Annotated in this window: 11 protein-coding genes; 5 read left to right on the forward strand and 6 right to left on the reverse strand. The window is 69.5% G+C overall.

Annotation, left to right across the window (positions count from 1 at the left end; genetic code table 11):
• Window positions 1–141: 141 nt before the first annotated feature.
• Window positions 142–1,986 carry a glutamine--fructose-6-phosphate transaminase (isomerizing) gene (gene glmS, locus ACIN94_RS12180; RefSeq protein WP_400703621.1) on the reverse strand — a complete coding sequence of 615 codons (1,845 nt, stop codon included), beginning with the start codon at window positions 1,984–1,986 and terminating at the stop codon, window positions 142–144.
• Window positions 1,987–2,125: 139 nt separating this feature from the next.
• On the opposite strand from glmS, the gene coaA reads away from it, so the two are divergent.
• The 5 genes from coaA to ACIN94_RS12205 all read left to right on the forward strand — a co-directional run bounded on the left by coaA (window position 2,126) and on the right by ACIN94_RS12205 (window position 6,571).
• Window positions 2,126–3,058: a type I pantothenate kinase gene (coaA, locus tag ACIN94_RS12185; protein ID WP_400703624.1), complete on the forward strand. Its 933-nt coding sequence runs from the start codon at window positions 2,126–2,128 to the stop codon at window positions 3,056–3,058.
• A gap of 106 nt (window positions 3,059–3,164) precedes the next feature.
• Window positions 3,165–4,070, forward strand: a complete 906-nt coding sequence (locus tag ACIN94_RS12190) for an ABC transporter ATP-binding protein (protein ID WP_400703627.1) — start codon at window positions 3,165–3,167, stop codon at window positions 4,068–4,070.
• The gene (locus tag ACIN94_RS12195; protein WP_400703631.1) at window positions 4,063–4,941 is read left to right on the forward strand and encodes an ABC transporter permease; all 879 of its coding nucleotides are present in this window, start codon (window positions 4,063–4,065) and stop codon (window positions 4,939–4,941) included. Before ACIN94_RS12190 ends, ACIN94_RS12195 begins: the two co-directional genes overlap by 8 nt.
• Entirely contained in the window at window positions 4,938–5,852 is a 915-nt protein-coding gene (locus tag ACIN94_RS12200; RefSeq protein WP_400703634.1) for an ABC transporter ATP-binding protein, read from the forward strand. Before ACIN94_RS12195 ends, ACIN94_RS12200 begins: the two co-directional genes overlap by 4 nt.
• 2 nt (window positions 5,853–5,854) lie before the next feature.
• Window positions 5,855–6,571, forward strand: a complete 717-nt coding sequence (locus ACIN94_RS12205) for an ABC transporter permease (RefSeq protein ID WP_400703637.1) — start codon at window positions 5,855–5,857, stop codon at window positions 6,569–6,571.
• A gap of 55 nt (window positions 6,572–6,626) precedes the next feature.
• Here the strand turns inward: ACIN94_RS12205 and ACIN94_RS12210 are convergent, their stop codons facing one another.
• The 5 genes from ACIN94_RS12210 to rplM all read right to left on the reverse strand — a co-directional run bounded on the left by ACIN94_RS12210 (window position 6,627) and on the right by rplM (window position 21,928).
• A complete protein-coding gene (locus tag ACIN94_RS12210; RefSeq protein WP_400703640.1) occupies window positions 6,627–7,304 on the reverse strand; it encodes a hypothetical protein in 678 nt (225 codons plus the stop codon).
• An 83-nt stretch (window positions 7,305–7,387) separates the two neighbouring features.
• Entirely contained in the window at window positions 7,388–19,111 is an 11,724-nt protein-coding gene (locus ACIN94_RS12215; protein WP_400703643.1) for a fibronectin type III domain-containing protein, read from the reverse strand.
• A gap of 428 nt (window positions 19,112–19,539) precedes the next feature.
• Window positions 19,540–20,895, reverse strand: a complete 1,356-nt coding sequence (gene glmM, locus ACIN94_RS12220; RefSeq protein ID WP_400703646.1) for a phosphoglucosamine mutase — start codon at window positions 20,893–20,895, stop codon at window positions 19,540–19,542.
• Between the two features lies 1 nt (window position 20,896).
• Window positions 20,897–21,415, reverse strand: a complete 519-nt coding sequence (gene rpsI, locus ACIN94_RS12225) for a 30S ribosomal protein S9 (protein WP_400703649.1) — start codon at window positions 21,413–21,415, stop codon at window positions 20,897–20,899.
• A gap of 69 nt (window positions 21,416–21,484) precedes the next feature.
• Window positions 21,485–21,928 carry a 50S ribosomal protein L13 gene (gene rplM / locus ACIN94_RS12230; RefSeq protein WP_400703652.1) on the reverse strand — a complete coding sequence of 148 codons (444 nt, stop codon included), beginning with the start codon at window positions 21,926–21,928 and terminating at the stop codon, window positions 21,485–21,487.
• Between the last annotated feature and the right edge of the window lie 120 nt (window positions 21,929–22,048).

The raw sequence follows: 22,048 nt of genomic DNA on the forward strand, positions 1-22,048 counted from the left end.
GTGTCCCGGGGATCGCCAGACGATGTCCGGCCGACTGGGCGACCTTGACCTCTTCCCCCTTTTACTCCCCGGTAATCCAGAGGAGTTGTCCACAGCCTGTGGACAACGTGACGACAGGGGACCCCCGTGGCGGAGAAACACCTACTCCACGGTGACGGACTTGGCCAGGTTGCGGGGCTGGTCGACGTCGTGGCCCTTGGCCGCGGCCAGCTCGCAGGCGAAGACCTGCAGCGGCACCGTGGCGACCAGAGGCTGGAGCAGCGTCGGCACGGCGGGGATGCCGATCAGCGTGTCGGCGTAGGGCTCGACCGCGGTGTCCCCCTCCTCCGCGATGACGATGGTCTTGGCACCCCTGGCCCGGATCTCCTGAATGTTCGACACGATCTTGTCGTGGAGCACGCGCTGACCGGACGGGGACGGGACGATGACCACCACCGGCAGGCCTTCCTCGATCAGTGCGATCGGGCCGTGCTTGAGCTCCCCCGCCGCGAAGCCCTCGGCATGCATGTAGGCCAGCTCCTTGAGTTTCAGCGCCCCCTCCAGCGCGACGGGGAAGCCCACGTGACGGCCGAGGAAGAGCACGCAGCGCTCGCCCGCCAGCGAGCGGGCCAGCGCGCGGACCGGTTCCACGGTCCGGAGCACCTCCTCCACCTTGGACGGCATCTGGGCCAGCCATTCGATGACCTGGGAGATCTCGTCACCGAACTTGGTGCCCCGGATCTGGGCCAGGTAGAGCGCCACGAGATAGCAGGCCACGAGCTGGGTGAGGAAGGCCTTGGTGGAGGCGACGGCGACCTCCGGGCCCGCGTGGGTGTAGAGGACGGCGTCGGACTCGCGCGGGATCGTCGAACCGTTCACATTACAGATGGACAGCACCCGGGACCGTTGCTCGCGGGCGTGCCGTACGGCCATCAGCGTGTCCATCGTCTCTCCGGACTGGGTGATCACGATGACCAGCGTGTCCCGGTTGAGGATCGGGTCGCGGTAGCGGAACTCACTGGCCAGCTCGACCTCGCACGGCACCCCGGCCCAGTGCTCGATGGCGTACTTCGCGATGAGCCCCGCGTGGTACGAGGTCCCGCACGCGACCACGATGATCTTGTTGACGTCCCGCAGCTCCTGGTCCGACAGCCGCATCTCGTCCAGCACCAGCTGCCCGTCGGGCCCGACCCGGCCGAGCAGCGTGTCGGCGACCGCCCTCGGCTGCTCGGCGATCTCCTTGAGCATGAAGTGGTCGTGGCCGTCCTTCTCCGCGGCCGACGCGTCCCAGTCCACGTGGTAGTCCCGTGTCCGCGCGGGAGCGCCGTGGAAGTCGGTGACCGTGATCCCCGACGTCCGCAGTTCGACCACCTGGTCCTGACCGAGTTCGACCGCCTCCCGTGTGAAGGCGATGAACGCCGCCACATCCGAACCGAGGAAGCTCTCCCCATCCCCCCGTCCGACCACCAGCGGCGAGTTGCGCCGCGCGCCGACGACCACGTCCGGTTCGTCCACCGAGACCGCCAGCAGCGTGAACGCCCCCTCAAGCCGCCGGCACGTCCGACGCATCGCCTCGGCCAGACCGCCCCCGGCGAACCGCTCCAGCAGATGCGCCACCACCTCGGTGTCGGTCTCGGAGGCGAGCTTGTGCCCGTCGTTCTCCAGCTCGGTCCTGAGCGCGGCGAAATTCTCGATGATGCCGTTGTGGATGACCGCGATCCGCGACTCACAGTCGGTGTGCGGGTGGGCGTTGCGGTCGGTCGGCGCGCCGTGGGTGGCCCACCGGGTGTGCCCGATCCCCACCGTCGCCGGCGGGGCCGGCCGCGCGGCCAGCACGGAGCGCAGATTGACCAGTTTCCCGGCCCGCTTCTCCACAGTCAGCGCGCCGTCGACCCCGACCAGTGCTATCCCGGAAGAGTCGTACCCGCGGTACTCAAGGCGCCCCAGCCCTTCGATCGCGACCTCGACCGCCTGGCGGCGGCCGACGTATCCCACGATTCCACACATGGCAACCTCCTCTGTCATGGGAAGAATGGACCGTTGAGCCTATGGAGAACCCCCCCGGGGATCCAAGAATCCTGCCCGGCATCGGGCAGAGCCGTCCCCCCCTGAGACTGCTTCCAGCCGATCAGTAGGCTTCGAAGTTATGACCAACGGGTGGGACGCGACGCCGTACGTCGAGCTGAGCCGGGCGCAGTGGAGCGAACTCCGCAAGAACACGCCTCTGACGCTCACCGAGGACGAGCTTGAGGAGCTGCGCGGGATCGACGACCCGATCGACCTCACCGAGGTCACCGACATCTACCTGCCGCTCACGCGGCTACTCAACCTGCACTTCACCGGGGCCAAGCAGCGCAGCGCGGCGCTCAACACCTTCCTGGGAACCAGCCAGCGGCCCACGCCGTACATCCTGGGTATCGCCGGCAGCGTCGCGGTCGGCAAGTCCACCACCGCCCGGCTGCTCCACACCCTGCTGGCCCGCTGGCCCGAGCACCCCCGGGTGGACCTGGTCACCACCGACAGCTTCCTCTACCCGAACAAGATCCTCGCCGAGCGAGACATCACGCACCGGAAGGGCTTCCCGGAGAGCTACGACCGGCGGGCCCTGGTCCGGTTCGTCGCCGACGTCAAGGCCGGCCTGCCCAAGGTGAGCGCCCCCGTCTACAGCCACCTGGAGTACGACATCGTGCCCGGTGTGACCCAGACCGTGTGCCGGCCCGACATCCTCATCGTCGAGGGCCTCAACGTCCTGCAGCCCGCCCCGCCCACCGCGCTCGCGGTCAACGACTACTTCGACTTCTCCATCTACGTGGACGCCAAGATCGAGCACATCCGCGACTGGTACCTGGACCGCTTCCACAAACTCCGCCGCACCGCCTTCGAGGATCCCAAGTCCTACTTCAAATATCTCGCCGACCTGTCGGACGACGAGGCGACCGCGTTCGCCAGGAACGTGTGGCGCGACGTCAACGAGCGCAACCTCGTGGAGAACATCGCCCCCACCCGGGGCCGGGCCGGCCTGGTGCTGCACAAGGGCGCCGACCATTCCGTCCGGCGCGTACGGCTCCGCCGCGCCTGACCCCCGGACAGGGGCGCGGGTAGGAGCCGTGGCCGCCCTCACGGAGGAGGGACGGCTCCTACGTGAGGCGGAGGAATTCACGCCACACGGTAGGTAGTGTCCGAGCATGACTATCCTCGCCACCGAGGGACTGACCAGACGTTTCCCCCGGGTGACGGCGCTCGACCAGCTCACCGTCACCGTCGGTTCCGGCGTGACCGGTCTGGTCGGCGCCAACGGCGCGGGCAAGTCCACGCTGATAAAGATCCTGCTGGGCCTGCTCCCCCCCTCCGCCGGCAGCGCCCAGGTGCTCGGCATGGACGTGACGGTCCAGGGCGCCGAGATCCGCCGGGTCGTGGGTTACATGCCCGAGCACGACTGTCTGCCGCCGGACCTGTCCGCCACCGAGTTCACCGTGCACATGGCGCGGATGTCGGGCCTGCCGCGCACCGCGGCCCGGGAACGCGCCGCCGACGTGCTGCGCCACGTGGGCCTCTACGAGGAGCGCTACCGCGCGATGGGCGGCTACTCCACCGGTATGAAACAGCGGGTCAAGCTGGCCCAGGCCCTGGTGCACGACCCGCGGCTGGTGCTGCTGGACGAGCCCACCAACGGCCTCGACCCGCAGGGCCGCGACGAGATGCTCGCCCTGATCCGCCGGATCGGCACCGAGTTCGGCATCAGCGTGCTGGTCACCTCCCACCTGCTGGGCGAGCTGGAGCGGGTGTGCGACCACGTCATCGTGATCGACGGCGGCAAGCTGCTGCGTTCTTCGCCCATCGGCGAGTTCACCCAGACCACCCAGACCGTCACGGTGGAGGTCGAGGAGGGCCAGGACGCGCTGGCGGCCCGCCTCACCGAGCTGGGCGAGACCGTCACCGCCCACGGGCGGATGCTCCTGGTCCACGTCCGGGCACCGGAGACCTTCGACACCCTCCGCGACGCCGTCTGCGAGCTCGACCTCTGCCTGGTCCGCATGGAGCAGGGCCGCCAGCGCATCGAGGACGTCTTCAGGGAGCCGGTCAATGTCTGAGCCCACGGGTGTCATCCACGACATCGGATACCGCCACTACGACGGCGTACGGCTCGGCCGCGCCCACGCCACCGTGGCACTGGCCGTGCACAGCCTGCGCGGGGTGTTCGGGCTGGGCCGTACGGCCCGCGCGAAGATCATTCCTTTCCTGCTCGCGGGCGTCATGCTGCTCCCCGCGGTCGTCTCCATCGCGATCATGGCGCTGGTCAAGCGGGAGGCGATGGGCTACACCACGTACGCGGTCACCATGCAGGCCGTACTGGCGATCTTCCTGGCCTCGCAGGCCCCCTACACTGTGGCACCCGACCTGCGGTTCCGTGTGCTGCCGCTCTATCTGTCGCGCCCGGTGACGCTGACCGACTACGTGGGGGCGAAGCTCGCGGCGATGGCCGCGGCGATGTTCCTGCTGCTGGCGGTCCCGCTCACCGTGCTGTTCCTCGGCGAGGTGGTCATCGACCTGCCCGGTCCGACGCACACCACCGACTACCTCACCAGCCTGGCCGGGGCCGTCGCCTACGCGGTACTGCTGGCCTGCCTCGGTGTGGCGATCGCCTCCTTCACCCCCAGGCGCGGCCTCGGTGTGGCCTCGGTCATCGCCTTCTACCTGCTCACCTCGGCCGTCTCGACCGTCGTCGCGGCGACGATGGAGTCGGTGAACGACTACACCGCCGCCGCATGGGCCTGGATGATCAATCCGTTCTTCCTCGTCGACGCCGCGGTGCAGGTGGGGATCTTCGGTGCGAAACCCGCGGCACCCACCGTCTACCCGCCGGGGTCGGGTGTCGCGGTGGCGATCCTGCTGATGCTCGCGCTGATCGCCCTGTCGGTGACCGCACTGGTCCTCCGCTACCGGAAGGCTGCCGCACGATGAGAATCGACCTGGCCCAGGTCTCGCGCTGGTACGGCAACGTGGTCGCCGTCAACGACGTCACCATGACCATCGGCCCCGGCGTCACCGGCCTGCTCGGCCCTAACGGCGCGGGCAAGTCCACCCTGCTGCACATGATGGCCGGCTTCCTGGCCCCCTCCGGCGGCACCGCGACCCTGGACGGCACGGAGATCTGGCGCAACCACGACATCTACCGCTCGATCGGCCTGGTCCCCGAGCGCGAGGCCGTCTACGGCTTCCTCACCGGCTGGCAGTACGTGCTGTCCAGCGCCAGACTCCACCGCCTACCCAACCCCGACGACGCCGCACGCAAGGCGCTCGCCATGGTGGAGATGGAGCCGGCCAAGGACCGCAGGGTGGAGACCTACTCCAAGGGCATGCGCCAGCGCGTCAAGGTCGCCGCGGCGCTCGTGCACGACCCGGAGGTCCTCCTGCTCGACGAGCCGTTCAACGGCATGGACCCGCGCCAGCGCCTGCACCTGATGGACCTGATCCGCACCATGGGCGCCGCGGGCAAGACCATCCTGTTCAGCTCGCACATCCTGGAGGAGGTGGAGCGCGTCGCCCAGCACATCGAGGTCCTGGTCGCCGGCCGCCACGCCGCCTCCGGCGACTTCCGTGAGATCCGCCGCAGGATGACCGACCGGCCCCACGTGTTCCAGGTCCGCTCCAGCGACGACCGCCGCCTGGCCTCGGCGCTGATCGCCGACGCCTCCTCGGGCTCGGTCTCCCTCACCGAGGCCGACTTGGAGGTGCGGGCCGTCGACTTCCGGCGCTTCACCTGGCTGCTGCCCAGGGTCGCCCGGGACGCCGACGTGCGGATCTGGCAGATCTCCCCGGCCGACGAAGACCTGGAGAGCGTCTTCTCCTATCTGATCAACAGGAGCGGTTGACCATGAACGGTGTCATCGCCGGAATCTCCTACCGGGCCCTGCTCGGCCGTCGGCGGATCTGGCTGCTGATCATCCTGCCGCTGGTGCTGATCGGGCTGGCCGTGCTGCTGCAGGTCATCGGCAGCGGAGGCGAGAAGGTCACGGTCACGTTCATGCAGACCTTCGCCATCGGCACCATGCTGCCGCTGCTGGGGATGATCGCGGGGACCGGTGTGATCGCCCCCGAAATCGACGACGGCACGATCATCCACCTGCTGGCCAAGCCGATCTCCCGCCCGGTCATCGCGCAGACCAAGTTCCTGGTCGCCGCCTCGATACTCGCGCTGTTCGCCGCCGTGCCGACCTTCGTCGCGGCCTACCTGCTGGTCGGTCTCCAGTCCGGGATCGCTTACGGCTTCGCCCTCGGCGCCCTCGTCGGCGGTGTCGCCTACGCGGCGGTGTTCATGCTGCTGGGCATCCTGACCCGGCACGCGGTCACCGTCGGCATCGTCTACGCGCTCGTCTGGGAGGGAGTCGTCGGGAACTTCGTCCCCGGGGCGCGCAGATTCTCCATCCAGCAGTGGGCCCAGTCGGTCGGGGACCAGGTGTCGTCCTCGCCGTTCTTCTCCGCCGAGATCGCCCCTGGCTTCGCCGTACCCGCCCTGATCGTCATCACCGTCGGCGCGGTCGTCTGGGCCGGCCAGCGCCTGCGGAGCTTCTCCCTCACCGGCGACGAATGAGCATCGGAGTACGACCTGCGCCGGGGGGCCGGCCGTACTCCGATGCTCTGAGCCGTTATGAGGACGATCGCCGCAGGCCGGCACGGGGCCTGAACCGGCGGATGGCCAGCATGCCGGCCAGTGCCAGGGCCAGCAGGCCGACCCCGGCCCCCGCGGACCACAGGCGGCCGGTGGCGGGCTCGGCGGCCTCGCGAGCGGCCTTCTCCGCGGCCGCCCCAGCCGGCAGCTGGTCGGAGTGGGTGGCGCAGACGAGCGGCTTGTCGTCCGCCTGGGTGCTCGCGCAGGCGACGGTGGCCAGGCGCAGCAGGTCTTCCGGCGTGGCCTGCACCTCGGCGGTGGTGTGGAAGGTGGCGTCCTTGCCCGCCGGCACGTCGACGGTCCAGCGGACCTGGCCCTTGTCGGCCGTGCCGTGGCCGTCGGCCGAGACGAAGTGGAGGCCGGTCGGCAGGCTCTGGGTGAGGTTGAGTCCGCGCACCTTGCTCGTGCCGATGTTGTGGACGGTGACGGTGTAGGTGAGCCGGTCCCCCTCCTTGACGGCGGTCCGGCCGTTGTCGACGCTGATGCTCAACCTGGGAGCGGCTGCGACGGCCGTCTTCCTGCTGTTGTCCTCCGGGTGCGGCTTGAGCGCGGGCGCTGCCGACGAGGGTGGCGCGAGGGCGACGACTAGGAACACGCCGAGTCCGCAGAGAGCGGCGGCGCGCCGTTGAGCGGTGGAGGGACGTACCTCTGCCATGGCTTTCTCCTTCACGTTGTTCATGCATCGGTTGAGACGTCGTTCATGAGCCCCGCCGAGATCCCGCCGGAGGCGGCGGCGCGTCACCTGGCCGTCGCGATGTAGGTGAGCGTCGCCGAATAGTTGCCGACCGGGACGAAGGGGATGTCGGCTTCGAAGTCGTTGCCGATGGCGTCTCCATTGGGTGAGGACGGACCGGGCTGGTCGTGAACGATCACCGGGGTGGTGGCCGATATGGCCTGGAAGGCCGATGTGCCGCTCTCACGCACGCGCAGGTTCCCGATCGGGATGGTGGCGTCGTTGCCGGGCTGACCCGAGGTGAGCTCTGAAGACGCCGCCTCCACGGTGACGGTGTAGCCGTTGAAACTGTTTGTGGTAACCGTCATGGTCACGGCTCCGTTGTTCCGGACGGTCGAGTCCGGATGACCGCTCAGTGTGAAGCTGCTGGTCAGATCGGTGAGGTTGATAACCGTGTCTGCCACGGTGATCAGGACCGAGCAACCGGGGTTGGTGCCGCCTACGGGGCAGGTGCTGCCCGTGGTCGCCGAGGTGACCTGGTTGTTGAGAGCCCCGTCCCCGACCCCTTCGTCGGCGACGGTGACGCTGAAGGTGACAACCGCACTCGCCACTATCGGCAGAGCTCCGGTCCAGGTCAGCAGGTTCCCGGCCTGGTTGACGGTGCCGGTGGTGGCGGTCGCGTCGCCGTTGTAGGTCGCGTCATCCAGCACCTCGTCCAGCAGGTCGGTGAACGTGGCCGCGGCGTACGGGGCCTCGCCGGTGTTCGTGGCCACGATCGTGTAGCGGACGGTGTCGTCCGCGACCACGTCGCCGCTGTTGTCGGCGGTCTTGGTGATGGTGAGGCCGGGAACGAGGACGGTGACGATCGTGGTGCAGAGCGGATCGGTCCCCCCGGCGGGACAGGTCGTGCCGGGAGTGGTGGACACGACGGTGCCGGTCAGGACCTTGTCGCCCGGAGCCGGGTAGGTGGCGGTGACCGAGTAGGTGACCGTCGCGGTGGCGCCGATGGCGAGATCACCGGTCCAGCCCAGGGTTCCGTCGGTGTAGGTGACGGCGCCGGTGGAGGCGGTCGCGTCGTTGTCGTAGGTGGCGTCGTCGATCACCCCGGCCAGCGACTCGGTGAACGCGGCACCCGTGTAATCGGTCTCACCGGTGTTGGCCAGCGTCACCGTGTAGTGGACGGCGCTCCCGGCGACGACGGTGCTGGAGTCGGCGGTCTGCGTGATCGTCAACTGCGGCACCAGGACGCGTACGAACGTCGCGCACGCCGGGTCGGTGCCGCCTGCAGGGCAGGTGCTGCCCGGTGTGATCGAGGTGACGTTGCTGGTCAGCGCCTTGTCCCCGGGGTCGGGGTTCTTCACCGTGATGGAGTAGGTGACCGTGGCGCTCGCGCCGATGGCGAGGGCGCCGGTCCAGGTCAGCGCCGGCGCCGTGTAACCGAGGGTGCCGGTGGAGGCGGTCGCGTCGCCGTTGTAGACCGAGTCCGGGAACACCCCGTCGAGCGCGGCGACCACGGAGGCGGCGGCGTAGTCCGTCTGCCCGGTGTTGGTGAGCGCGATCGTGTAGACGATCGTTCCCCCAGGTGTGGTGGTCGCCATGTTGGCCGACATGGCGATGCTCAGGGCGGGGATCAGCACGGTGACGCTCGCGGTGCAGGCGGAGTTGGTGCTGCCCGCCGGACAGGTGCTGCCCGGCACGGACGAGGCGACGACACTGGTCACGGTCTTGTCCCCAAGGTCGGGGGCGTTGACCGTCACCGTGTAGGTGACGGTCGTGGTCGCGCCGGCCGCCAGATCGCCGGTCCAGATCAGAACGGAGTCGGCGAGCACGACGGTGCCGGAGGCGGCGACCGCGTCGCCGTTGTAGGCCGCGTCGTCCAGCACCCCGGCCAGCGCGTCCGTGACGGTCGCCCCGGCGTACGGCGCCTGACCGGAGTTGGCGATCGTGATCGTGAACCGTACGGTGGCACCGGGTGTCGTGGTCGCCGTATCCGCTGTGGTGGAGACGGCGAGGCCGGGGATCAGGACGGTGACGGTCGCGGTGCAGGCGGGATTGGTGCTGCCCGCCGGACAGGTGCTGCCCGGCACGGACGAGGCGACGACACCGGTCATGGCCTTGTCCCCGGGGTCGGGGTTGCGCACGGTGACCGAGTAAGTGATCGTCGTGCTCGCGCCGACCGCCAGATCACCGGTCCAGGTCAGAACGGAGTCGGCGAACACGACACCGCCGGTGGTGGTGGTCGCGTCGGCGTTGTAGGTCGCGTCGTCCAGCACCCCGGCCAGCGCGTCCGTGACGGTCGCCCCGGCGTACGGGGTCTGGCCGGAGTTCGTGACCGTGACCGTGTAGCCGACGGTGGAGCCGGGTGTGGTGGTGACGGTGTCCGCGACGTTGGTGACGGACAGGGCGGGGACGAGCACCGTGACGAGCGTCGTGCACGCCGGGGAGCTCCCGGTGGACGGGCAGGTGCTGCCCAGCATGTCGGAGGAGACCTCGTTGATGATCTGTTTGTCGCCGGGGTCGGGGTTGAGCACGGTGACCGAATAGGTGATCGTCGCGCTCGCGCCGACCGCCAGATCACCGGTCCAGGTCAGATGGGGACTGGTGAAGACGGCCGCGCCGCTCGTGGCGGACACGTCGCCGTTGTAGACGGCGTCGGAAAGGACCGCCGTGAGATCGTCGCTGACGGTCGCCCCGGTGTACGGGCTCTGGCCGGAGTTGGTAGCGGTGATCGTGTAGGTGATGATGCCGCCAGGGGTGACCGTGGTCCTGTCCACGCTCTTGGAGACGGTCAGGGCGGGGGTCAGCACGGTCACGGATGAGGTGCAGGCCGGGTCGGTGCTCCCGACGGGACAGTTGTTCCCCGGGGTCGCCGAGGTCATGACGGCGGTCAGGACCTTGTTCCCGGGGTCGGGGTTGCGCACCGTAACCGAGAAGGTGACAGTGACGGTCACCCCGACCGCGAGAGGACCGCTCCACTCCACCTCGCCGCTCCCGGGGACGGCGACGAGGTTGCCCGCCGTTGCCGCCCCGTCGCCGTTGTAGACCGCATCGTCGACGACACCGGCGAGCAGGCTGTCCACCACGACGCTGCTGTACGGCGTCTGCCCGCTGTTCGTGACCGTGATCGTGTAGTTCACCACCTGGGTCGGGATGGCCGTGGTGACGTTCGCCACGTTCGTGATCGTGATCCTGGAGACCAGGACCTCGTTGGAGCAGTCGGGGTTGGTCCCGCCGGACGGGCAGGTGGTGCCCGAGGTGGTGGAGGTGACGGCGCTGGTCAGTCTCTGGTTACCCGTGCCCGGGCTGTTGACTGTGACGCTGTAGGTGATGGTGGCCGCCTGCCCCGGGTTGAGGCTCCCGGTCCAGTTGACGGCCTGGCTGCCGAAAGTGGCGGTGCCGGTCGTGGCGGACACGTCGCCGTTGTAGGCGGCGTCGTTCAGCACCCCGGCCAGTGAGTCGGTGAAGTTCGCCGCGGCGAAGGGGACCTGCCCGGTGTTGGTGACGACGACCGTGTAGCCGACCGTCCCGCCTGGCGTGGTCGACGTGGTACCGGCCGTCTTCACGACCGTCAGGACCGGGCTGAGGATGACGACACTCGCGCTACACGCCGTGTTCCCGCTGGCGGGCGGGCAGGTGCTGCCCGCCGCGGTGGACGCGACCGAGTCGGCCAGGAGCTTGCCGCTCGTGCTGGCGCCGCCGACGGTGACCGAGTAGGTGAGGGTCGTGGTCGCGCCGACCGCCAGGTCGCCGGTCCAGGTCAGAGTGCTGTTGGCGAAGCCGACCGTACCGGTCGTCGCGGTCGCGTCCCCGTTGTAGACCGCCTGGCCCAGCACCCCGGACAGGGAGTCGGTGACGGTGGCACCGGTGTACGGAGCCTGCCCGGTGTTGGCGATCGCGACCGTGTAGGTCACCGCGCCCCCGGGAACCACCACGGACCTGTCGGCCGTCTTGGTGATCGTCAGGACGGGGACCAGCACGGAGACGGTGAGGGTGCAGCCGGGAGCGGTCGCCACGAGGCACGGGCTGCCCTGCGCCGAGGAGACCGAGGTGAGGGGGATCACCTTGTCGCCCAGGTCGGGGTTGTTCACCGTGATGCTGCCGGTCAGCGTGACGCTGCCCCCCACGGGGATGCTCCCGGTCCAGGTGAGCCCGTCGAGGCCCAGCGTCAGCGATCCGGAGGTGGCGCTCTGGTCACCGTCGGGGACGGCGTCGTCGAGACCGCCGATCCCGTTGAACAGGACGCTGATCCCGGTGTACGGCGTCTGCCCCGTGTTGGTCATCACCGTGGTGTAGTGCACCACACTGCCCGGCAGATAGGTCGCCGCGTCGGACGTGTTCAGGATGGCGAGCCTGGCCAGTGTCACCGTCACCGAGCAGCGGGGGTCGGTGCTCGCGACCCCGCAGTTGCTGTCCGGCGACGACGACACCAGGGTGTTGGTGAGGATCCCGTTACCGGAGTCCGGAGTGTCCGCGGTCACCGAGTAGGTGACCGTGGTCGACCCGTTCGCCGGGACGGTCCCGGTCCAGGTCAGGACCTGGCTGACAACGGCGACGACACCCGTGCCGGCCGCGGCGTCGCCGTTGTAGGTCGCGTCGTCCAGCACCCCGGCCAGTGATTCGGTGAACGTGGCGTCGACGTAGGGGGTCAGCCCGCTGTTGCTGACCGTGATGGTGTAGGTGACCGTCCCGCCCTGCGCGACCGAGGGGGCGCTCGCGGCCTTGTCGAAGGTCAGCGTGGTGATCTGGGCGACCGGGACGCTGGTGCCACAGCGGGGGTCGGTCCCGCCGGCCGGGCAGTTGTTACCCGGGGTGGTGGAGGTGATCGCACTCACCAGGTTCGCGTTCCCGATCAGCGGGTTGGCGACGGTGACCGTGTAGGTGATGGTCGCGCTCGCGCCGGGCGCGAGGTTCCCGGTCCAGGTCAGGTTGGGGCTGGTGTACGACACGCTGCCCGCCGTCGCCGTCGCGTCGGTGTTGTAGGCCGCGTCGTCCAGCACCCCGGCCAGCGAGTCGGTGAACGTCGCCCCCGTATAGGGGAGTTGCCCGGTGTTGGTGGCGGTGACCGTGTAGGTGACCGTGCTTCCCGGCACCGCCGTCGTGGGGGCGGCGGTCTGGGTGATCGTCAGCGCGGGGATGAGCACGATCACGGTGCTGTTGCACTGCGGGTTGCCGCTCGCCGGGGCGCAGTTGCTGCCGGTGGTGGGTGAGGAGACCGTGCTGGCCAGCGTCCGGTCACCAAGGGCGGTGTTGTTCACGGTGACCGAGTAGGTGACCGTGGCGGTCGCGCCGACCGCCAGATCCCCGGTCCAGGTCAGATTGGGGCTGGTGTACGACACACTGCCGGCCGTCGCCGTCGCGTCGCCGTTGTAGACCGCGTCGTCCAGCACCCCGGCCAGCGAGTCGGTGAACGTCGCCCCCGTGTACGGGGTCTGTCCGGAGTTGGTGACGGTGACCGTGTATCCGACGGTACCTCCCTGGACGGTGGCGCCGGTGTCGGCGGTCTTGGTGATCGTCAGGCCGGGGACGAGCACGTTCATCAGAGACGTGCAACGGGGGTCGGAGCCGCCGGACGGGCAGTTGCTGCCGGGAGCGGCCGAGACCAGGGTGCCAGTGATGATCTTGTCGCCCGGGTCGGGATTCTTCACGGTCAGGGTGCCGGTGACCGTGACGACGCCCCCCACGGGGATACTGCCGGTCCAGGTAATGGCGGTGGCAGTGAGGATCAGCGTTCCCGAGCTCGCGACCTGGTCCCCGTTGGGGATGGCGTCGTCGACGACACCGGCGGTGGGACTGGCGATGCTGATCCCCGTGTAGGGGACCTGCCCGGTGTTGGTGAATGTGGCGTTGAGGCGGATCGTCGAACCGGGTGTCGTGCTGCTCCCGACGAAGCTCTGGGAAATGACCAGCCGCGCCACCGGCACCGAGACGGCACATCGGGCGTCGGTGCTCCCCGTCTGGCAGTTGCTCCCCGGCGCGGCCGAGACGGTGGTGTTCACGAGCAGGGCGTCGCCCGGGTCGGGATTCCGCACGGTGACCGAGTAGGTGACCGTGGCGCGCGCACCGACCGCCAGATCCCCGGTCCAGGTCAGGTTGGGGCTGGTGTACGACACGCTGCCGGCCGTCGCCGTCGCGTCGGCGTTGTAGACCGCGTCGTCCAGCACCCCGGCCAGCGAGTCGGTGACGGTGGCGCCGGTGTAGGGCGTCTGCCCGGAGTTGGTGACGGTGAGCGTGTAGCCGACGGTGGCCCCGGGTGTCGTCGTCGCGGCATTCGCGGTCTTGACGACGGTCAGCGCCGGCACGAGGACGGTCACCGAGGAGGCGCACCGGATGTCGGTGCCGCCGGACGGGCAGTTGCTGCCCGGGGTCGGTGACACAGCGACGACGTACATACGCCGGTCACCGGGGTCCGGGTTGAGCACCGTGACCGAATAGGTGATCGTCGCACTCGCACCGACCGCCAGGTCACCCGTCCAGGTCAGGTTGGATCCCGTGACGGCGGCCGTACCGGCCGTGGCGGACACGTCACCGTTGTAGACCGCGTCGCTGAGCACCTGGGTCAGCGACTCGGTCACCTGGGCGCCGGTGTAGGGGGTCTGGCCCGTGTTGACGGCCGTGACCGTGTAGGTGACCGTGCCGCCCGGCGTGGTCGTCTGGGTGTCGGCGGTGTTCGTGATCGTCAGTGCCGGGACCAGAACGGTGACGGTCACGGAGCAGCCGGGAGCTCCCGGGTTGGCGGAGGGACAGGTGCTACCGGAGGCATCGGAGACGATGGAGGCGCTCAGGATCCGGTCGCCGGTGTCGGGGCTGTTCACGGTGACCGATCCGGTGATGGTGACCGTCTGGCCGACCGCGATGTCCCCGGTCCACCCGAGTGCGCCACTGGTCGGGCTGAGTTGGAGGCTGCCCGAGCTGGCCGTGATGTCGCCGTTGTAGGTCGCGTCGTCGAACACGCCCGCGCTGATGAAACTGGCGCTGGCACCGGTGTAGGGGGTCTGCCCGGTGTTGGCCAGCGTGAGCGTGTAGACCACCACGCCACCCGGGACCGTGGTGGCCCCATTGGCCCCGGCGGTGATCGTCAACTGCGGGATGAGGACCGTCACGCTGTCGGCGCACCGGGTGTCACTGCCACCGACAGGGCAGTTGCTGCCCGTGGTGGGTGAGGAGAGCGTGTTGGTCAGTGTCTTGTCCCCGTTGTCAGGGTTGTTGACGGTGACCGAGTAGGTGACCGTGGCCACCGCGCCGACCGCCAGATTGCCGGTCCAGGTCAGCATGGAGCCGGCGAAGCCGACCGAGCCGCTGGTCGTGGTGGCGTCCGCGTTGTAGGCCGCGTCGTCCAGCACCCCGGCCAGCGCGTCGGCGAACGTCGCCCCCGTGTAGGGCGTCTGCCCCGAGTTGACGACCGCGACCGTGTAGTGCACGACCGATCCGGGGGTCGTGGTCGACGCGTCGGACGTCTTGGTGATCGTCAGACCGGGGATCAGCACCGTGACCGTGGTGAGGCACCCGGGGGCCGGGTTGCCCGCCGGGCAGGTGTTACCCGGCGCGGCGGACGTGACGGAGGTCCTCAGCACCCGGTTGCCGTTGTCGGGGTTCTTGACCGTGACCGAGCCGGTGATGGTGACGGTCGCGCCGATGGCCAGGTCACCGGTCCATGTGGCGGTGCCGTTCGGGTTGCGGACGACGGTACCCGATGTCGCCACGAGGTCGAGGTTGCCCGTCGCGTCGTCCAGCACGTCCACCAGGGAGGCGGTGAAACTCGTCCCGACGTACGGGGTCTGCCCGGTGTTGGAGGCCGTGAACGTATAGTGCACGATCGAACCGGGCGTCGTGGTGGCCACGTCCGCGCTGCTGCTGATCACCAGGGCGGGGATCAGGACCGTGACGGTGGCGGTGCACCCCGTGCCGGGGTTTCCGGGCGGGCAGGTGCTGCCGGGAGTGGTCGAGGAGATCGTGTTGGAGACGGTCCGATCCCCGGTGTCGGGGTTCTTCGCCGTGGCCGAGTAGGTGATGGTCGCGCTCGCGCCGACCGCGAGGTTCCCGGTCCAGGTCAGGTTGGGGGCGGTGTACGACACGCTGCCCGCCGTCGCGGTAGCGTCGGCGTTGTAGACGGCGTCGTCGAGCAGGCCGGCCAGCGAGTCGGTGAACGTCGCGGCCGTGTAGGGGGTCTGGCCGTTGTTCGTCACCGTGACGGTGTAGCCGATCGTCCCGCCGGGGGTCGTCGTCGAGACGCCGGCGGTCTTGACGATGGACAGCCCGGAGACGGTCACCGTGGCGGAGCACCGGGGATCGCTGCCGCCGGCCGGGCAGGTGCTGCCGACTGTTGGTGAGGTCACCGCGTTGGCCAGCACCTTGTTGCCGGTGTCGGGGCTGTTCACCGTGACCGAGTAGCCGATGGTCACGGTCGCGCCGGCCGCCACGTTGCCGGTCCAGGTCAGCGTCTGGGCGGCGAAGGAGACCGATCCGCTGGACGCGGTCGCGTCCGCGTTGTACGTCGCGTCGTCCAGGACGTCCGTCAGCGGGTCGTTCACCGTCACGCCGGTGAAGGCGCTCGACCCGGTGTTGCTCACGGTGATCGTGTAGCCGACGGTGCCGCCCGGGGCCGCCGAGGAGACGTTGGCCGTCTTGACGACGACCAGGGGGCCGGCCGTGATGACCAGCGTCGCCGCCCTGGTGTCGGCCAGGCCCGCCGCGTCGGCCACCCGGAAGGTGACCGGGTAGCTGCCCGTCGTGGCCGGGGTGCCCGACAGCACACCGGTGGCGGCGTTCAGGGTGAGACCGGGCGGCAGGCTGCCCGCGCTGACCGACCACGTGTAGGGGGTGACCCCGCCGCTGACGGTCAGCGGGACGCTGTAGGCGACCCCGACCTGCCCGGCCGGCGGCGGGTTGAAAGTGAAGACCGGCAGCGCCGCGACCGTCAGGCTCACCGTTCTAGTGGTGCTCTGGTTCTGGGCGTCGAGCACCTTGACGGAGAAGGAGAAGGCGCCGCCCGATGTCGGGGTGCCCGACAGCAGGCCGGTGGACGTGTTGAGGGTGAGACCGGGCGGCAGGCTGCCCGCGGTGATCGACCAGACGTACGGCGCGGTGCCGCCCGTCACGGTCAGCGGGATGCTGTAGGGGATGCTCACCTCGCCGTTGGGCGGCGCCGCGAACGTCAGGGCGGGCGCCGCCGCGATGACCAGGGTGACCGCCTGGGTGGCACTCACACTGCTGGCGTCTGTCACCTGCACGGTGAAGGAGTAGCTGCCCCCCAGGGTGGGGGTGCCCGACAGCACACCGGTGGCGGCGTTCAGGGTGAGACCGGGCGGCAGGCTGCCCGCGCTGACCGACCACACGTACGGGGTCGTACCACCGGTGACCGTCAGCGGAACGCTGTAGGCGACGTTCACCTCACCGGCCGGCGGCGCGGCGAAGGTGAAGGCGGGCGAGGTGTTGGGGACGACCGCGCTGGAGGGCAGGGACGCCTGGCCCGGACCCGCCGCGTTCACCGCGGCGACGGTGAACGTGTACGAGGTTCCCGGGGTCAGGCCGGTGACGCTCCGGGTGGTCGCGGTGCCGTTGAACGTCTGGGTCGGCTGCGCGACACCGCCGATGAAGGGCGTGACGACGTAGCCGGTGATGGTGCTGCCGTTGCTCGCCGGCGCCGTCCAGGTGAGGACCGCCGAGGTGGTTCCGGCGGTGGCCGCGGTGATGCCGGGCCGGCCGGGGACGTTGTAGGGGACGACCGCGGTGGAGGCGGGGCTGGCCGCGCCGGTGCCGATCGCGTTCACCGCGGCGACGGTGAAGGTGTAGGACGAGCCCGCGGTCAGCCCGGTCAGCGTCCTGCTGGTGGCCGAGGCGTCGAAGGCCACCGGGGTCTGGGCCACGCCGCCGATGGAGGGCGTGACGACGTAGCCGGTGATGGTGCTGCCGTTGCTGGCCGGCGCCGTCCAACTCACCGTCGCGCTGGTCGTTCCGGCCACCGCCGTGGGCACGGTGGGCGTCCCGGGCGCGGAGGTGTAGGTGTAGGTGGCGGCAGCGGAGAGCCCCTGGGTGACGACCGTGACGTTGACCGCTGCGACCGTGGCCCTGGCGGGCATGGAGGGGATGGTCAGGGTGCCGTTGGCGTTGGCGGTGAAGCACCCGGTGGTGGCTCCGGAGGCGCAGGGCAGCAGGATAACGGAGGTGCCGGCCGCCTGCTCGGCGGTGGTGCCGATCTGGATGGTGGTCGCGGTGGAGATGTTCGACCCGCTCACGACCACCGAGGAGCCACCGGCGATCGAGCCCGTGGTCGAGCTCAGACTGATGCCGCTGGGCGCCGCCGGCAGCGTTCCCGGTGTCGTCGACGACGAGAAGGCGGGGTTGGCGTCCACCGACGACGCCGTGACCACGGTCGCGGTCTGGACCAACGCCGGCGTGACGCTGCTCCCGGTGACGACGCCCGTCACGGTGATCGGTGGTAACGACGCCCCCGTCGCGAACGGGGTGTTGCTGTTGGTGCAGGTGATGGTCTGCCCGGACGGCGCCGCGCAGACCCATCCCGTGCCGTACGCGCCCACCGGCACCACCCCGGCCGGCATGGTCTGGGTCATTGAGATCGGGGAGGTCTCCCCGAGACCGCCCGAGGCGACGCCGGAGACGACGCTGTAGGTCACCGAAGCGCCCGGTGCCAGCGTCGTGGCGGTGTAGCTGGTCTGCGCGACGGTCAGCTGGGGGACCTCGCTGACCGTGGTCACTGTGACGTTGTCGATCTCGTGGAAGTCGGTCACGCTGCCGGTCGAGCCCACCCAGCCGAACGCGAGCTGGCGGGGGATCCCCGCGGAGGTCAGCCAGCTCGCCGGGTACAGGCCCGTGGGGACCGTGGGAAGCGTGCCCGTCAGCGTCTTGGTCGAGCCATCCACCAGGGTGACCACCACCCGGTAGCTGTTGGCCGGGATCACCAGGCCGGTGGCAGTGTGCAGAGCCGAGCTGCCGGGGTTGATACCGACCTCGACGGGGACGGCCGTGCGGGCGGTCGACCTCAGGGCGAGGGGGGTGGCACTCGTCGAGGCGGCTGTGGTGTTGATCGCGCAGTAGCCGACGGTGCCATTGCCCGGCCCTCGGACGACGACCTGGCCGGGCACCCGGACGCCCGTCCCGGACAGGTTCGTGCAGCCGCTCCCCTGATAGGTGCTGCTGCTGTAGTTTCCGTAAACGTCGAGGCCGATGCCGAGATAACCGGATGCCAGGCCGGCCAGGTTACTGGTCCCGGTATAGCCCAGCGAACCGCCCGACTGGCCGATGTTGGCCGGCGACTGGGGATTGGTCGGGGCGACCGCCGCCAGCACGAAGGTGATGCCGTCGGCCCCGCCTCCGCCGTACTGGTAGGTGTTGAACGTCACGTCGAGACCCTGCGAGGTGGGCACGCTGACGGCGCCGAAAACACCGCCCGTCTTACCCGTCGTCGCGTCCGTCAGGCGCAGTTTGCCGGAGCCCTGACTGTCCAGGTTGCCGGTGCAGCTGTGCAGGACGCCGGTGTTGGGATTGCCGGCGGCGGTGAGGCAGGCGACGTTCGTCCCTGACTGGCCGCTGGGCAGCGCGGGCAGCACCACGGCGCCGGTCCCGTCGGCCGTGTTGTCGTGGAAGGGCTGGTTGAACACGACCGTGCCGGTCGCGGACGCGGTCGTCGGGGCCAGCACGGTCGACGTACCAGTCAGGGCCAGCACGAGGATCCGGGCGATCGACCTTCTGCACCGGGGTGCCCACGCCACCGCACCGGCCGCGTTCCGGCCATGCCGTCTGGGTCGCGCACCCGCGCGGACGTCCCCGTTCATCGCCGCCACCCCCGTGAGCCCGGCGTCACCGTGCGGCGCGGGCCGGGAAATGCGTATCGCCGGCGGCACCTCTGAAAGGAAGATCCGCTACAGCAACTCAGAGTTTCCGATCAATGACAGAAAGTGTCAACGACGGAGAATTGCTGGCGTGGCGTCAGATGAGATGCTTCTCCGGGCACGCGTTATCCGAGGATCGCGGCCCTGTCACCGGCACACCCTCGGGGACAATGCGATCACAACCCGCCCGAATGACACGGTGGCACGATGGCCCGCCATGACGGGCACGACCTTACGGACCGGGGAACGGCGGCGTGGCTCCGACCGGCGGCCGGCTCGGCGGTCTCAGATATTGACCGGTCGATGAACGACAGCCGCCCTGTCCTTGCCCGGCGTGCGGAGCACAGCGGACAAGGACAGGGCGGCTACGTTCAGACGCAGACCGTACGGACGACGTCCGCCAGGCGGCCCGCCATCAGCTCGGCCTGCTCGGCGGAGGCCGCCTCGACCATGACGCGGATCATCGGCTCGGTGCCACTCGGCCGGATCAGCACCCGGCCGGTCTCCCCCAGCTCCGCCTCCGCCGCCGCGACCGCGGTGGACAGTTCCGGGACCGTGGCCTTCGCCCGATCCACGCCCTTGACGTTGATCAGGACCTGCGGCAGCCGGGTCATCACCGATGCCAGCTCCGCCAGCGAACGGCCCTCACGGGCCATTACCGCCAGCAGCTGGAGCGAGGTCAGCAGCCCGTCCCCGGTGGTGGCGTGGTCGAGCATGAGGACATGGCCGGACTGCTCGCCACCGAGGTTGTAGCCACCGGCCTTCATGGCCTCCAGCACGTAGCGGTCGCCCACGGCGGTCTCGACCACGTCGATGCCCGCGTCCTTCATGGCGATCTTGAAGCCCAGGTTGGACATGACGGTGGCGACCACGGTGTCACCCGCCAGCTTCCCCTCGGCGTGCATCGCCATGGCGAGCACGGCCATGATCTGGTCGCCGTCGACCACCTCGCCCGTGTGCGAGACCGCCAGGCAGCGGTCGGCGTCGCCGTCGTAGGCGATCCCGACGTCCGCGTTGCGGGAGACGACGATCTGCTGGAGCTTGTCCAGGTGGGTGGAGCCCACCTCGGCGTTGATGTTGAGACCGTCGGGGCGGGCCCCGATGGTCTCAACCGTCGCGCCGGCCCTCTGCAACGCCTCGGGGGCCACCACGTGGGCGGCGCCGTGGGCGCAGTCGAGGACGACGTTCAGGCCGTCCAGACGATGGGACACGGTGGACAGCACGTGGGACACGTAACGGTCGGCTTCGCCGTACGCTTCGCGCACGCGACCGACCGAAGCGCCGACAGGGCGCTCCCACTTCTCGCCGAGCCGCTGCTCGATCTCGCTCTCCACCGCGTCGGGCAGCTTGTAGCCGCCGCGGGTGAGGAACTTGATCCCGTTGTCCGGGGCCGGGTTGTGGGAGGCGGAGATCATCACGCCCATGTCGGCTCCGAGAGCCGTGGTGAGGTATGCGACCGCCGGGGTGGGCAGCACGCCGAGCCGGAGGACATCCACGCCAGACGACGCAAGGCCGGCGACCACAGCGGCCTCCAGGAATTCTCCTGAAGCCCGGGGGTCCCGGCCTACGACGGCGATCGGGCGGCCTCGCCGCCCGACGCTGGCATTGAACGCCCCGGCATCGCCGAGGACATGAGCCGCGGCCACGGACAGGTCCATGGCGAGCTCGGCCGTGAGGTCGCGACCAGCGACCCCACGTACCCCGTCGGTGCCAAAAAGGCGCCCCAATTTAACGCTTGCTGTACTGCGGAGCCTTGCGGGCCTTCTTGAGACCGTACTTCTTACGCTCGGTGGCGCGGGCGTCACGGGTCAGGAAGCCGGCCTTCTTCAGCGGCGGGCGGTTGACCTCGACGTCCAGGATGGCCAGCGCGCGGGCAAGGCCCATACGCAGGGCACCGGCCTGGCCGGTCACGCCACCACCGCTGATGCGGGCGATGACATCGAACTGGTCCTCGGCACCGAGAACCACGAAGGGCTCGTTGACGATCTGCTGGTGGACCTTGTTCGGGAAGTAGCCGTCAAGCGGGCGACCGTTGATCGTCCACTTGCCGGTGCCCGGCACGATGCGCACGCGGGCGACGGACTCCTTGCGGCGGCCCGTGCCGTACGAGTTGCCCGTGGTGATGGGCTTACGGACGGCGGCCTCGCCGCTGACAGTGGACTCAGAGGTGTACTCGGAGGGGAACTCCTCCGGGGAGTACTCCTGCTCGCCCTCGACGGGCGTCTCGACACCGGTGGACTCAGCCACGGTTCTCCTCTAACTTTCCTACTCGGCGTCGGCCATCGGCCAACGCTGCTGGCGATAAGCAGCTAGCGACTACTGGGCGATCTGGGTCAGCTCGAAGGGCACAGGCTGCTGCGCCTGGTGGGGGTGCTCGGAGCCGGCGTAGACCTTGAGCTTCTTGATCATCTTCCGGCCGAGAGCGTTCTTGGGCAGCATGCCCTTGACGGCCTTCTCGACCGCGCGGTCAGGGCGCTTCTCCATGAGCTCGCCATAGGTCACCGCACGCAGACCACCGGGGTAGCCCGAGTGACGGTACGCCTTCTTCTGCTCGAGCTTGTTGCCGGTCAGCGCGACCTTGTCGGCGTTGATGACGATCACGAAGTCACCGGTGTCGACGTGGTTGGCGAAGGTCGGCTTGTGCTTACCGCGAAGCAGGATCGCGACGTGGCTGGCCAGCCGGCCAAGCACGATGTCGGTGGCGTCGATGATGTGCCACTGACGCTCGACTTCGGCAGGCTTGGGTGTGTACGTGCGCACGGTCGTATGCCTTCTTTGCTCGCGTCTTCAGCGCTGTCGGAAATGACAGCAACATGGTCGGTAGGTGCGGGCACACGACAGCCCGGACCTTCCGTCTCCCTGAATTCAGGAGATGACGCC

This window comes from Streptosporangium sp. NPDC087985 (assembly GCF_044741965.1).
Lineage (GTDB): Bacteria > Actinomycetota > Actinomycetes > Streptosporangiales > Streptosporangiaceae > Streptosporangium.